Below are 13,306 nucleotides of genomic sequence, written 5' to 3' on the forward strand. Positions count from 1 at the left end.
AGCGCCTGCGCCCGATAGCCTTCGCCCTATGACGTCCACTCCGTTCGGCCGCACCGTCACCGCGATGGTGACCCCCATGCGCGAGGACGGCGCACTGGACCTGGACGGCACCCAACGCCTTGCGGCGTACCTGGCCGACCATGGCAACGACGGCCTGGTGGTCAACGGCACGACCGGGGAGTCCGCGACCACCACCGACGAGGAGAACGTCGCCGTCGTACGCGCCGTCGTGGAGGCCGTCGGCGACCGGGTGGCGGTCACCGCGGGTGTCGGCACCAACGACACCGCCCACTCGTGCCGTGCCGCCGAGGCGCTCGCCGCGGTCGGGGCCGACGCGGTCCTGATCGTCACGCCGTACTACAACAAACCGACCCAGGCCGGCATCGTCGAGCACTTCCGCGCGGTCGTCGGGGCCACCGGGCTCCCCGCGATGGCCTACGACATCCCCGGCCGCACCGGCACGGCCCTCGCGAGCGACACGATCCGCAGCCTGGCCCAGATCCCGGAGCTGGTCGCCGTCAAGGACGCCAAGGGCGACCTGTTCGCGGCCAGTCGGCTCATGCACGAGACCGACCTTCTGTGGTACTCCGGTGACGACGTGCTCAACCTTCCCTGGCTCGCCCTCGGCGCCGTGGGGGTCGTCAGCGTCGTCGGCCATGTCGCCGGGAGTCAGTACGCCGAGATGGTCGCCGCTGTCGACCGCGGCGACCTGCAGCGCGCCCGCGAGATCCACACCACGCTGATACCCGCCATCGAGGCGGTCATGAACACCACGCAGGGCGCGATCATGGCCAAGGCCGCCATGAGGATGCTCGGCGTGATCGAGTCCGATTTCTGCCGCCTGCCCCTGTTGCCGGCGGCACCCGAGCACCTCGACATTCTGCGCGAGGGCCTTCGCCGATCAGGAGTTCTGTGAGCCATCCCCACCCCGAACTGAGCGCGCCCCCGCGCCTGCCCAAGGACGGCGTACGCGTCGTCGCCCTGGGCGGCCTGGGCGAGGTCGGTCGCAACATGACCGTCATCGAGTACGCCGGTCGGCTGCTCATCGTCGACTGCGGCGTCCTCTTCCCCGAGGACCACCCCGGCGTGGACCTGATCCTGCCGGACTTCCAGTACATCCGGGAGCGCCTCGACGACATCGACGCGATCGTCCTCACCCATGGGCACGAGGACCACATCGGCGCGGTGCCCTACCTGCTGAAGCTCAAGCCCGACATCCCCCTCGTCGGTTCGACGCTGACGCTGGCCCTGATCGAGGCCAAGCTCAAGGAGCACCGGATCACGCCCTACACCCTCGGCGTCAAGGAGGGCGACCGGGAGAAGCTCGGCCCGTTCGACTGCGAGTTCATCGCGGTCAACCACTCCATCCCCGACGCGCTCGCGGTCTTCATCCGCACGCCCGCCGGCACCCTGCTGCACACCGGCGACTTCAAGATGGACCAGCTGCCGCTGGACGGGCGGATCACCGACCTGCGGGCGTTCGCGCGGCTCGGCGAGGAGGGCGTCGACCTCTTCCTGACCGACTCCACCAACGCCGAGGTGCCGGGCTTCACCACTCCGGAGCGCGACATCACACCCGCCATCGAGCGCGTCTTCTCCGAGGCGTCCCGCCGGATCATCGTGGCGTGCTTCAGCTCGCACGTGCACCGCGTGCAGCAGGTGATCGACACGGCGTACAAGCACAAGCGCAAGGTCGCACTCGTCGGTCGCTCGATGGTGCGCAACATGGGCATCGCCGCCGACCTCGGCTACCTCACCATCCCCGACGGGGTGCTCGTCGACGTCAAGAAGCTCGACGACCTGCAGGACAACAAGATCGTGCTGGTCTGCACCGGTTCGCAGGGCGAGCCGATGGCTGCGCTGTCCCGCATGGCCAACCGCGATCACCGCATCGATGTCGGCCAGGGCGACACCGTGCTGATGGCCAGTTCCCTGATCCCGGGCAACGAGAACGCCGTCTACCGGGTGATCAACGGCCTGATGCGCCTCGGCGCGAATGTCGTGCACAAGGGCAACGCCATGGTGCATGTCTCCGGGCACGCCAGCGCGGGGGAGTTGCTCTACTGCTACAACATCGTCAAGCCGCGCAACGTGATGCCGGTGCACGGCGAATGGCGCCACCTGATCGCCAATGGCAACCTCGCCGTGAAGACCGGGGTGCCGCGCAGCAACGTCGTGCTCGCCGAGGACGGCGTGGTCGTCGACCTCGTCAAGGGCAAGGCCTCCATCACCGGCGCGGTGCCGTGCGGCTACATCTACGTCGACGGCTCGCTGGTGGGAACCACCGACGAGACCCTGTTGAAGGACCGCCGGATCCTGCGCGACGAGGGTTTCGTGACCGTCATCGTCGTACGCGACGCCGACACCGGGCAGATCGCGGCCGGACCGCAGATCCAGGCCCGCGGCTTCGCCGAGGGAGAGGCGGTCCTCGACGAAGTGCTGCCGAAGCTCGAAGCCGCCCTGGAGGAGGCCCGCCGCAAGGGCGTCACCGACTCCTACCAGTTGCAGCAGGTCATCCGCCGCACCGTGGGCTCGTTCATGGGCGGCAAGCTGCGCCGGCGTCCCATGATCATCCCTGTCGTCATCGACGCCTGAGTCAGCCCATGAAGTTCTCCGCTTCGCTTCACCCAACGAGGTTTCTCCTCCGCTTCGCTCCTCCGAATACCTCGTCGGGGCCCGAAGCTTCGCTCCGATACTTCGCGGGGACCCCGAACGTCACCCCACGAAGTTCTCCGCTTCGCTCCGATACTTCGCGGGGACCCCGAACGTCACCCCACGAAGTTCTCCGCTTCGCTCCGATACTTCGCGGGGACCCCGAACCTCTCCCCACGAAGTTCTCCGCTACGTAGCGGAGAACTTCGTGGGGAGAAGAAGGCCCGGACCGACGAGCGGTCCGGGCCTTCTTCATGAGAGATCTCAGATGGACAGGTGCTGTCCGACGAAGATCAGGTTGGCGTTGTTCACAGTGCCCTTGTTCATGGCGAACAGGGCCTGCCAGCCACCCTTGACGTGGTACCGCTCAGCGAGCTTGCTGAGTGTGTCGCCGGCGTGCACCGTGATGACACGGCCGGTGGGCTGCGTACGCAGCTGCGGCGCAGCGGCGTGGTGCAGGTGAGTACGCACCTGGGGGGCAGCGGCAACGTAACGGTGGGTGCGCACCTGGGGGGCGACCGCGTGACGCTGCTTGACCACGGGGCGCGAGGCGCTGCGGCCGGGGTGCTTGACGACGGTGCGGGGGGTCGGGGTGGCGACGCCACCACCGCTGCCCGCGCCGTTGCCGGAGGTCAGGCCGGCCTTCTTGGAGCAGACCGGCCATGCGCCGGGACCCTGGGAGGCGAGCACCTTCTGGGCGACCGCGATCTGAGCCGAACGGCTGGCGAGGTCCGCACGGGCGGCGTACGCGGTGCCGCCGTAGCCGGCCCAGGTCTGCTGGGTGAACTGCAGGCCGCCGTAGAAGCCGTTTCCGGTGTTGATGGCCCAGTTGCCGCCGCTCTCACAAGCAGCGACGCGGTCCCAGACGGAACCGGAAGCAGCGTGGGCGGTGCCGGCGGCCGCAAGGCCGGTGCCGAGCATCGCGGTGCCGACGGCACCGACGGTGATCATGCGGGTCTTCGTGGAGATGTTCTTCATGTATGAACCAATGTCCCTTTCCTGACGCGCGCCTACGGAGTTAGCTGTCGGGTCGGGCGGTCAGGTGCCCTGCAGAAGTTCTCTGCTTAACCCCAGTGGGTCTCCATGCATGGAGACCCGGTTGGGTCCCCCGTCCTCGCCGTTCCCGGGACGTTCCCGGCAGATGGTGACACCGGGCGAGGTTAGGCGCGGTGCCACGAGGGCTGAATCGTGCCGTGGTGTGGCACGCCCCGAAAGTGGGCCGTTAGCACATCTAGTGCTGACGACCCGATGTGGACCACCGTACGTGCCGATGCCGCCCCTGCCAAACCCGCCTGGTCGACCCCCCGGTCGTGTCTGTGGCGGTCCTGTGAGCAAGCGGAAGCGCATCTGAGGGTTGAGATGTGATAGTTAGGAAGGCTATGTCCGAAACGCATGGACCCGGCGGCAGTGTGCGCCGAGGTCCAGCAGGTGGTGGCAGCGGCGGCCGAGCTCGTGCCGGATGGGTGCAATCTGCTTGCAACGGACCGGCACTGGGCGCCTGCGCAGTCCGCCCGCGGTCACGTGTCGACGCTATGACCCTGTGGTCATGCCCTGGTGCGGGTGAGACGGACATTCACCGGATCCCCGTCGCACATTCCGGACCGCGGTGTGCTGAGCGGGGCCTGGGAACCGGGTGACCGATGTCACGCCCGTCCTCAGCGCAGGCCGACGATGCCGAGGGCGCCGAGCGCGACCAGCCAGCTGACGAAGCTGCCGACCAGGAAGTACTCGGTGACGGCATCGATGCCGAGGCCGGAGATCTCCTGGCGCGCCGATCGGCGGGCCTGCAGCTCGGGGAAGCGGATGAGGCCCTTCGCGGCGATCACGAGCCCGGCCGCGGTGATCTGCCCGGCCATGCCGAGCCCGAGGATGAACAGGCGCTCCATCGGACCGAGCAGCCGACCGCCGCGCAGCTCGTCGGAGGGCTGCGGCTGGCCCTCCGGCTTCACCGCGCCGATCGCGGTCAGCACCAGGCGCACCAGCTCGTTGCCGGTGGCCAGCTGCACCGCGCCGAGGCCGAGCACCAGCAGGAAGCGGTCGGGCGACAGGTCGTGCAGCGTGGCGAACGCGCTGTGCCGCATCCAGTGGCCGAGCGCGCCGTCGGCGTGACTCGCGCTGCCCGCGGCGATCATCACGACCAGGACGCCCGCTCCGAGCAGGCACAGCGCCAGCGTCTCGCCGTGTCTGCTGCGCGCGGCGCGACCGGCCAGCCAGCGCCACGCGGCGGCGACCGCGGCAGCGAAGACCAGCAGCACGATGTCGGCGGCGTCGTGCAGGTCGGCCAACAGGGCGGCCACAAGGAGAACGAGCGGCCCCACGGCGTACGACGCCACGACGGACCGGACCCGCACCAGGTCGCCGACGCCGACGGCGAGCAGTAGTGCGCCGAGGATGCTCATCGGACGGAGGCGAGGTCGCGGGCGGCGTTCACGATGACTTCCAGGCCCGCGGCGCGGATGCGCTGGGAGATCGCCGACGGGGAGACGTCCTCGGCACGTGCGATCTCCGTGCGGGACTCGCCTGCCACGAGGCGTTGCAGGATGCGCATGGCTCGTTCATCCAGCGATGAAAGCAGTTGGTCCTGACACACCAGGGCGGCGTTGACCGCTCCCGCGCTGGGGCCGTCGTCCTGCGCGGGGGTGTAGACGGTGCGTACGGCGTGCGTCGCCGGTCGTCGTTCGGCCGCCTGCGCCGCTTCGATCGCCTTGCGGGCGGCCCACCACGCCGGTCCGTCCTGGGTGCCGGCGCGGGCGTCCAGGACGGTGGCGCCTCCCCAGCTCAGCCCGAATCGCACCAGCGTCTCGGGCATCAGGCCCAGCCTGATCCGGAAGGCCGCCTCCAGCGCATTGCCCAGGGTTTCGTAGCTGGCCTGGAATTCATCACCTACCGTGATCCGCAGTGCGGTGGTCGCGGCCACCAGGTGGTCGGTGCGGCGCAAGGTGGAGACGAGGCGGGTGTGCAACGCATGGCGGTCTGGGGCGCCCCGGGAGTCCACGATGTCGCCGATCAGGGTGGCGCACGGGTCTGCGCGCTCAGCGGGCTTCACGTCCTGCATATGAAGATCATAGCTTCATAATGTCAAGATGAAGGAAAGTTCTTGAAGTACGCCGCCCTCGTCGTGCTCTGCCTGATGGCGCTGGTCGCAGCGTGCGGCATGGCGGCCCGCTGGATCGACGCCGACGGGGTCGCCCCGATCGTGCAGTCGATCTTCCCGCTCTTCGGCATCCTCGCGATAGCCGCGTTCGTCGCCGGCGTCGGCGTGACCGCCGTGGTCGGCCCGACGCGGCCCATGCTGATCGCCCTGGTGGGTCTGCTGCTCATCGCCGCGGTCCCTGTGGCGCTCGCGGTCCCGACCCTGGTGCCCCACACAGTGCACAGCCGGCCCGGCGACGAGGTGATCATGACCTCGAACATGGAGTTCGGTCAGGCGTCGGCGGCCCCCATCATGGCCGCGATCCGGGCCCACCACGTCGACACGCTGGTGCTGGAGGAGGTCACACCGGATGCGCTCGAGCGGCTCGATGCTGCGGGTCTGCGCACCCTCCTGCCGCACCGGGTCGGTCGGACGCGCACCGACTTCCGCGGAACCGTGATCGCCAGCGCCCATCCGCTCACCGAGGAGAGCTCCTTCGTGCCGTACGACGGTGCGGGGATGCCGGTGGCGCGCGTGCAGACCCCGCAAGGCGCCTACCTCCTGAGGGGCGTGCACACCTACGCTCCGCTGCCGAATCTCACGACCCGATGGCGCGCCGGTCTCGACGAGGTGCGTCGCTGGCGCGCCCGTCAGCCGACGGACGTGCCCTTGGTGATCGCAGGCGACTTCAACGCCTCGACCGCGATGCCCGCCTTCCGCCGGGCCATCGCAGGGATGACCGACGCTCAACGGGCCACCGGCAGCGGCTGGGTCCGCACCTGGCCGAACGGGCGGTCGTTCCCGCCGTTCATAGCGCTGGACCACATCCTCGTCCGCGATTTCGACGTCGTGACCTCCGGGAGGGTCACGGTCGCCGATACCGACCACCGGGCCGTCTGGGCACGCGTCCGACTGCGCTAGGACGCCGGGGAGGGTCCCGGGCCCGTCACCAGGGGCAGGGGACCGACAGGTCGCGAGGGTCGTCGGCTGCGGTCCAGCCCGTGGACTCGTCGTAGGTGTAGTCCAGCGTGGGTCCGGCCTCCACCAGGCGGCGTACGCCGTCGACGAGGCGGCCCACGTGGTGGGCGCGGGTCGCGAGGCCGATGCTCGCCCGCACCGCGGTGGAGCCGTCGCCCAGGATGCTGTCGCACAAGAGGTGGGCGCAGAAGCGACCGTCGCGCACCGAGATGCCGTACTCGTCGGAGAGCACCAACGACACCAGCGCCGGGTCGTACCCGTCGACCGTGAAGGTCACCACACCCACGTTGGGGCAGTCCTCGCCGAGCACGCTGACCAGGCGGACGCCCGGGATGGAGCGCAGCCCGGTCCGCAATTGATCGGCGAGGGCGGCCTCGTGGCGCTCGATCTCCTCGTGGTGGCGGCGCAGCGTCGCGCACGCGGCGGCGAGCGCGATGGCACCCACGGCGTTGGGCGTGCCGCCCTCGTGACGGGCCGCGCCGGAATGCCACGTGATGCGCTGATGACGCACGCGCGCCGTGGCGCCGCCTCCGGGCAGGTAGGGCGATGCGAGGTCCAGCCAGTCGCGTCGGCCGACGAGGACCCCGGCGCCGTAGGGCGCGTAGAGCTTGTGACCGGAGAACGCGACCCAGTCGGCGCCGAGGTCGGCGAGGTCGATCTCGCGGTGCGGGGCCAGCTGCGCGGCGTCGATGACCGTGCGCGCGCCGTACTCCTTGGCGGTGGCGACGAGTTCGCGCACCGGCCACACCTCACCGGTGACGTTGCACGCGCCGGTGACGACGACCAGCTGGCCGCGCGCGTCGCTCGCGGCCAGCGCCGAGCGCAACAGTTGCACGGCGTCGGAGGCGCTGTTCGGGACCGCGAGGCGGGTGCAGTTGCGCCGCCCCCAAGGCAGCAGTGCGGCGTGGTGGGCCGACTCCCAGGCGAAGACCTGGGTGCCGCGGGGCACGCAGTGCGCCAGCAGGGCCAGGGCGTCGGTGGTGTTGCGGGTGAAGACGACCTCGTCGTCGGGGCGCGCTCCGACGAACTCGCCCACGGTCGCCCGCGCCTGCTCGAACCAGCCGGTGGTCACCCGGCTCGGCAGGCCGGCGCCCCGGTGCACCGAGCCGTACGTCGGCAGTGCGGCATCGACGGCATCGCGCACGCTGACCAGCGCGGGGGTGGTCGCCCCGTGGTCGAAGTTCGCGGCGTCCACGACAGTTCGGTGCACGGTGGGCACCCCGAGTTCGTGCGCCACGGTGAGCGGCAGGTGGGCCTGCACCTGGGGCACGCGGTGGGGCGGAAGGTCGCGGACGACGCGTAGTGCGGCGCGGGGCTCGCGGGGTACGGCCGTGCCGCTCTCGGTGCTGGAAGGGGTCGCGGTGTCGTGCTGGGTATGTGTTGCCTGGACGGTCACGGGCAGCCTCTCGCCGTGGGACCAGCGGTCGCCGGCAGCATGCCGATACGTCGGTCCGCGCTTGCCACGCGGCGGATGCGGCGTGGCCGGGTCGTCACTCGGAGCACCCCACCGCGGAGGAGGGTTGCCGCTCAGCTAGCCGAGGCTTGACGCTGAGACTCTTGACCTGCGACGAGGCTAACGGATGCGGTGTCCGGTCGTCATGTCGCGATCCGCATCGTGGACCGGTCGCACCGCGGAGGATGCGCTGCGGTCCTCTGACCTGGGCGAAGGGCTTCCGCCCGCCTGGTTTAAGTGCTATTAAAGTGATATCACTTAAACCGAGGAGGACGTGATGTCACAGCAACTGCGGCCCGAGGACCCCGCGTCGAACAGTGCCGATCCGACCGTGCAACCGCCGTCGACGCGACCGGTGGGCCACGAGGGGCGGCGGGTCGATGTCGCCGAGCGACGTGCCTGGTCGGTCAACGGCTTCCTCGCGCTGGCGGTCGCGCTCGTCCTGGCGGCGGTGGCCGTCCGGAGCTTCGTCGCGGGGCTGCCGGCGGTCGGCGTGGTCCTGGCGGTGCTGACCGTGCTGGTCGCCACCCCGCTGGTCGTGATCCAGCCGGGTCAGACCAGGGTGGTGCAGTTCTTCGGCCGCTACATCGGGACGGCGCGGCACGCGGGCCTGACCTGGGTGCTGCCCCTCACCACCCGCCGCAACATCTCCGTGCGGGTGCGCAACTTCGAGACCAACGGCCTCAAGGTCAACGACGCAGACGGCAACCCGGTCGAGATCGCCGCCATCGTCGTGTGGCAGGTGGCCGACACGGCCAAGGCCACGTTCTCGGTCGAGTCGTACGGCGACTTCGTCCGGGTGCAGTCCGAGTCGGCCCTGCGGCACGTCGCGACGACGCATCCGTACGACAACCCCAGCGGCACGGGCACGTAGCTGCGCGGCTCCACCGACGAGGTGTCCGAGCAGCTCGCCCACGAGGTCGCGGCGCGTATCGCGGTCGCCGGGTGCGAGGTGCTCGAGGTTCGGATCAGCCACCTCGCCTATGCCCAGGAGATCGCCCAGGCGATGCTGCAGCGGCAGCAGGCCGCCGCGATCATCGCCGCCCGTGAACGCATCGTCGAGGGTGCGGTGAGCATCGTGGAGATGGCCATCACCCGGTTGGAGGGCGAGAACATCGTCGACCTCGATGAGGAGCGCAAGGCGGCGATGGTGTCCAACCTGCTGGTCGTCCTGTGCGGTGACCAGCGCGCCACACCGGTGGTCAACGCCGGCAGCCTCTACCACTGACGGATCGGTCGATGAGCGACTCCGATCCGCCGAGCGAAGGCGCCACCGCCGATTCCGGCGACCCCGGCGACCCCGGCGACCCCGGCGCGCAGCGTCCGCCCGCGCGCCGGTCGTTGCTGCTGCGTCTGGATCCGGCGGTCCACGAGGCGTTGACCAGGCTCGCCCAGGATGAGCTGCGCAGCGTCAACGCCGAGGTGGAGATGCTGATCCGGGAGGCGTTGCGCAAGCGCGGCCGGCTGCCCAAGGCGGCCCGGCCCCTGCCTCGGCGCGGCCGTCCGCGCAGCGACGGGGGCTGAGGATTCCGGGCGGTTCTCCGCGTGGGGCGCCTGTGACAGGTGTGACTGACGGCTAGCCTGTGCCCGTGCCGACCCGTCAAGCCCCGAGCAGCACCACGTCGCGCCAGCGCGCGTCCGGTGGCAAGCGTCCGGCGTCCCGGCGCCCTCCGGCACCACGCAAGACGCCCGCCGCCCGCCCGACCAAGGGCGCCAAGGACGGCGGTCTCCCGCTGCCGCTGCGCGCTGTCCGCGGCACCTGGATGGGCGTGGCCCATGTCGCCGGGGGAGCGGCCCGCAGGGTCGGGCACACCACCCACGACGTCGAGCCGGAGCTGCGCCGCGACGGCATCGGATTCGCCCTGATCGCCATCGCCATCGTGGTCGCCGCGCGTGAATGGTGGGGACTGCAGGGCGCTGCCGGCGACGTCGTCCACGCCGTCGTGGCCGGCACCTTCGGCCTGGTCGGCCTCGCACTTCCGCTGGTGCTCCTGCTGCTCGGTGTGCACATGCTGCGCTCGCCACGCGGCCACCAGGGCACCAACCGGGTCATCACCGGACTCGGGATCCTCGCCGTCTCGGCCTGCGGCCTGGCGAGCGTCGCGCACGGCACGCCCTCCCCGACCTACCGCGGGGGAGTGAGCGGAGCCGGCGGCATGATCGGTTTCCTGGCCTCCAGTCCGCTCGTCGCCGCGGTGCACACCTGGGGGACCGTGCCGATCCTGCTGCTCGTGGGGTTCTTCGCCGTCCTGGTCCTCACCGGTACGCCGGTGCAGCAGATCCCGGAGCGGCTGGGCCATCTGCAGGACCGGTTGTTCGGCGAGCGCGCGACCGATGAGGACGACGGCCCGGTCGACGCCGTCGAGCACGACCTGCACGGCGACGAGATCGACGGACCGGGCCGCAAGCGCCGGTCGAGTCGCAGCGCGCGGCGTGCCGCCGAGGAGGACGCCCGCCGCGACGGTGACGAACCGTTCGAGCAGGCCGCCATCGTGGCGCGTACGACCAAGAACGGCCGCCGCCTGCGCCCGGGTCAGAAGGTCCCGGAGGGCGACGAGGTGGTCGGCGAGGAACTGCTCGACGCACCGGCCACTGCTGCGCCCACCCCCGCGCCGACGCCGGACGCGGTCGCACTGCCCGGCACGAGGACGCCGGCTCCGATGCGGGTGAAGGAGGAGCTGCAGGCGCCGCCCACCCGGCCGCTGCCGCAGCGCGTCGAACAGCTCGCGCTGGCCGGCGACGTCACCTACACCCTTCCGAACAGCGACCTGCTCGCACCGGGGACGCCGCACAAGACCCGCTCGGCCGCCAACGACCGGGTCGTGGAGTCGCTGACCCAGGTGTTCGAGCAGTTCGACATCAACGCCCAGGTCAGCGGGTTCAGCCGCGGCCCGACCGTCACGCGATATGAGGTCGAGCTCGGCCACGGCACCAAGGTGGAGCGGGTCACCGCGCTGTCGAAGAACATCGCCTACGCCGTGGCGTCGGCCGACGTGCGCATTTTGTCCCCGATCCCGGGCAAGTCCGCGATCGGCATCGAGATCCCGAACGCCGACCGCGAGAAGGTCAGCCTCGGCGACGTCCTACGCAGCCAGGCGGCGCGCTCCAACGAGCACCCGATGGTGATGGGTGTCGGCAAGGACGTCGAGGGCGGCTACGTCATCGCCAACCTCGCCAAGATGCCGCACCTGCTGGTCGCCGGTGCGACCGGCGCCGGCAAGTCCAGCTTCGTGAACTCGATGATCACCTCGATCCTGATGCGGTCCACCCCCGACGAGGTCCGGATGGTCCTGGTCGACCCCAAGCGGGTGGAACTGACCGGGTACGAAGGCATTCCGCACCTGATCACCCCGATCATCACCAACCCCAAGAAGGCCGCCGAGGCGCTGCAGTGGGTCGTGCGCGAGATGGACACGCGCTACGACGACCTGGCCGCCTTCGGGTACAAGCACATCGACGACTTCAACAAGGCCGTCCGTGCCGGCAAGGTGACCCCGCCGCCGGGGTCCGAGCGCGTCATCCACCCCTACCCGTACCTGCTGGTGATCGTGGACGAGTTGGCCGACCTGATGATGGTCGCGCCGCGCGACGTCGAGGAGTCGATCGTCCGCATCACCCAGCTGGCGCGCGCCGCCGGCATCCACCTGGTGCTGGCCACCCAGCGCCCGTCGGTCGACGTGGTCACCGGTCTGATCAAGGCCAACGTGCCCTCCCGGATGGCGTTTGCGACCTCGTCGCTGGCCGACTCCCGCGTCGTCCTCGACCAGCCCGGTGCCGAGAAGCTGATCGGCCAGGGTGACGCGCTCTTCCTGCCGATGGGCGCGTCCAAGACGATGCGCGTGCAGGGCGCCTGGGTCACCGAGACCGAGATCACCGAGGTCGTCCAGCACGTCAAGGGTCAGCTCAAACCGCACTACCGCGACGACGTCACGGTGGTGGCGGCCAAGAAGGAGGTCGACGAGGACATCGGCGACGACCTCGACCTGCTGCTGCAGGCGACCGAGCTGGTCGTCACGACCCAGTTCGGATCGACCTCGATGCTGCAGCGCAAGCTGCGGGTCGGCTTCGCCAAGGCCGGCCGGCTGATGGACCTGATGGAGTCGCGCGGGATCGTCGGCCCGTCGGAGGGTTCCAAGGCGCGCGACGTCCTGGTCAAGGGCGACGACCTGCCGGCCACCCTGTCCCTCTTGCGCGGCGACGATGTCGGGGCGCCGTTCGACGGTGCTGCGCAGACGCCGCTCGGCGTGGCCGACGATGACGACGACCCCGGCGAGGACGCCTGGTCACTGACGGAGAACGGCCGGACATGACCGTCGCGGCCCCGCGGCGGCGTACCGGCCTGCGGGGCATCCTCGGCACCTACCCCAGCGCCGTGCTGCTGATCATCCAGCTCGGCGGCCTGCTGATCTATCCGTTCACCGGCGACAGCACGCCCGGCCGCACGGCGTACTCCGTGGTGCAGCTGCTCGTACTGGTCACCGCGGTGGCAGCCGTGCGGATGACGCCGGCCCTCACCTGGATCTCGGCCACGATCGGAGCGCCGGCGCTGATCTTCAGCGTGCTGGACGTGCCGCTGCACGACGCGTACTGGGTCACGGTGGGGCTCGACGTGACGCACGCGATCTTCTACCTCTACACGGCGTACGCGCTGATCCGTTACATGTTCGGCGACAACGAGGTCGGCGCCGACGAGATCTACGCGACCGGCGCGTGCTTCACCGTGGTGGCGTGGGCGTTCGCCTATCTCTACGGGCTGGTGCAGACCGTGTGGTCCGGCCAGTTCACGACCGGCACGACACACCACGGGCCGCTGACCTGGATCGAGCTGGTCTTCCTGTCCTTCACCACGATGACCGGGACGGGGCTCTCCGACATCTACCCCGTCGGCGACCACGCCCGGTCCGTGGCGATGTTGGAGCAACTTGCCGGAGTCAACTATCTAGGCCTGGTGGTCGCTCGACTGCTAGGGATGACCTTGACGAGGTTTCGCAAGGAACCGTGAGCGAAGGGTGCGCGCATGAGTGACGACCGACCCCGTGGTGACGGACCCGATCCGACCAATCCCTACGGACAGCCCCGCCGTGGGCCGG

The 13,306-nt window shown here is 70.2% G+C and carries 10 protein-coding genes, 1 pseudogene and 2 riboswitches; of the genes and pseudogenes, 7 read left to right on the forward strand and 4 right to left on the reverse strand.

Going from position 1 to position 13,306, the window contains the following annotated elements; all coding sequences use genetic code 11:
* The first annotated feature begins 28 nt into the window (after nt 1–28).
* Nucleotides 29–916 (forward strand): 4-hydroxy-tetrahydrodipicolinate synthase, encoded by an 888-nt coding sequence (gene dapA, locus LVQ62_RS09530; protein WP_233761142.1) that lies wholly within the window; start codon nt 29–31, stop codon nt 914–916.
* Nucleotides 913–2,595, forward strand: coding sequence for a ribonuclease J (locus tag LVQ62_RS09535; RefSeq protein WP_233761144.1), 1,683 nt, complete (start codon nt 913–915; stop codon nt 2,593–2,595). The genes dapA and LVQ62_RS09535 overlap by 4 nt, the downstream gene beginning before the upstream one ends.
* Before the next feature lie 321 nt (nt 2,596–2,916).
* On the opposite strand, the gene LVQ62_RS17630 is transcribed toward LVQ62_RS09535, so the two are convergent.
* From LVQ62_RS17630 to LVQ62_RS09555, 3 genes are all read right to left on the reverse strand, one after another.
* Entirely contained in the window at nt 2,917–3,630 is a 714-nt protein-coding gene (locus LVQ62_RS17630) for a transglycosylase family protein (protein ID WP_304504463.1), read from the reverse strand.
* A gap of 14 nt (nt 3,631–3,644) precedes the next feature.
* Nucleotides 3,645–3,802: riboswitch (cyclic di-AMP (ydaO/yuaA leader) on the reverse strand.
* 505 nt (nt 3,803–4,307) lie between these two features.
* The gene (locus LVQ62_RS09550; protein ID WP_179481729.1) at nt 4,308–5,051 is read right to left on the reverse strand and encodes a hypothetical protein; all 744 of its coding nucleotides are present in this window, start codon (nt 5,049–5,051) and stop codon (nt 4,308–4,310) included.
* The gene (locus LVQ62_RS09555) at nt 5,048–5,707 is read right to left on the reverse strand and encodes a SatD family protein (protein WP_233761146.1); all 660 of its coding nucleotides are present in this window, start codon (nt 5,705–5,707) and stop codon (nt 5,048–5,050) included. Before LVQ62_RS09555 ends, LVQ62_RS09550 begins: the two co-directional genes overlap by 4 nt.
* A gap of 42 nt (nt 5,708–5,749) precedes the next feature.
* On the opposite strand from LVQ62_RS09555, the gene LVQ62_RS09560 reads away from it, so the two are divergent.
* On the forward strand, nt 5,750–6,706 hold the full coding sequence (locus LVQ62_RS09560) for an endonuclease/exonuclease/phosphatase family protein (RefSeq protein ID WP_233761148.1): 957 nt from the start codon (nt 5,750–5,752) through the stop codon (nt 6,704–6,706).
* A gap of 25 nt (nt 6,707–6,731) precedes the next feature.
* Here the strand turns inward: LVQ62_RS09560 and LVQ62_RS09565 are convergent, their stop codons facing one another.
* Nucleotides 6,732–8,159, reverse strand: coding sequence for an aminotransferase class V-fold PLP-dependent enzyme (locus tag LVQ62_RS09565; protein ID WP_233761150.1), 1,428 nt, complete (start codon nt 8,157–8,159; stop codon nt 6,732–6,734).
* Nucleotides 8,160–8,211: 52 nt separating this feature from the next.
* A riboswitch (SAM riboswitch) is annotated at nt 8,212–8,326 on the reverse strand.
* Between the two features lie 167 nt (nt 8,327–8,493).
* On the opposite strand from LVQ62_RS09565, the pseudogene LVQ62_RS09570 reads away from it, so the two are divergent.
* The 4 genes and pseudogenes from LVQ62_RS09570 to LVQ62_RS09585 all read left to right on the forward strand — a co-directional run bounded on the left by LVQ62_RS09570 (nt 8,494) and on the right by LVQ62_RS09585 (nt 13,218).
* Nucleotides 8,494–9,444, forward strand: a pseudogene (locus LVQ62_RS09570) (SPFH domain-containing protein).
* An 11-nt stretch (nt 9,445–9,455) separates the two neighbouring features.
* On the forward strand, nt 9,456–9,740 hold the full coding sequence (locus tag LVQ62_RS09575; protein WP_233761152.1) for a hypothetical protein: 285 nt from the start codon (nt 9,456–9,458) through the stop codon (nt 9,738–9,740).
* Between the two features lie 239 nt (nt 9,741–9,979).
* Nucleotides 9,980–12,526 carry a DNA translocase FtsK gene (locus LVQ62_RS09580; protein WP_233767736.1) on the forward strand — a complete coding sequence of 849 codons (2,547 nt, stop codon included), beginning with the start codon at nt 9,980–9,982 and terminating at the stop codon, nt 12,524–12,526.
* Nucleotides 12,523–13,218, forward strand: coding sequence for an ion channel (locus tag LVQ62_RS09585; protein WP_233761154.1), 696 nt, complete (start codon nt 12,523–12,525; stop codon nt 13,216–13,218). The genes LVQ62_RS09580 and LVQ62_RS09585 overlap by 4 nt, the downstream gene beginning before the upstream one ends.
* Nucleotides 13,219–13,306 lie beyond the last annotated feature (88 nt).

It is taken from the genome of Allobranchiibius sp. GilTou73 (assembly GCF_021391335.1).
Lineage (GTDB): Bacteria > Actinomycetota > Actinomycetes > Actinomycetales > Dermatophilaceae > Allobranchiibius > Allobranchiibius huperziae.

Bases quoted from the DNA above. Each gene is read 5' to 3' on its own strand.
- dapA (WP_233761142.1), top strand. From the start codon at position 29: ATGACGTCCACTCCGTTCGGCCGCACCGTCACCGCGATGGTGACCCCC.
- LVQ62_RS17630 (WP_304504463.1), bottom strand. From the start codon at position 3,630: ATGAAGAACATCTCCACGAAGACCCGCATGATCACCGTCGGTGCCGTC.
- LVQ62_RS09550 (WP_179481729.1), bottom strand. From the start codon at position 5,051: ATGAGCATCCTCGGCGCACTACTGCTCGCCGTCGGCGTCGGCGACCTG.
- LVQ62_RS09555 (WP_233761146.1), bottom strand. From the start codon at position 5,707: ATGCAGGACGTGAAGCCCGCTGAGCGCGCAGACCCGTGCGCCACCCTG.
- LVQ62_RS09575 (WP_233761152.1), top strand. From the start codon at position 9,456: ATGAGCGACTCCGATCCGCCGAGCGAAGGCGCCACCGCCGATTCCGGC.
- LVQ62_RS09580 (WP_233767736.1), top strand. From the start codon at position 9,980: ATGGGCGTGGCCCATGTCGCCGGGGGAGCGGCCCGCAGGGTCGGGCAC.
- LVQ62_RS09585 (WP_233761154.1), top strand. From the start codon at position 12,523: ATGACCGTCGCGGCCCCGCGGCGGCGTACCGGCCTGCGGGGCATCCTC.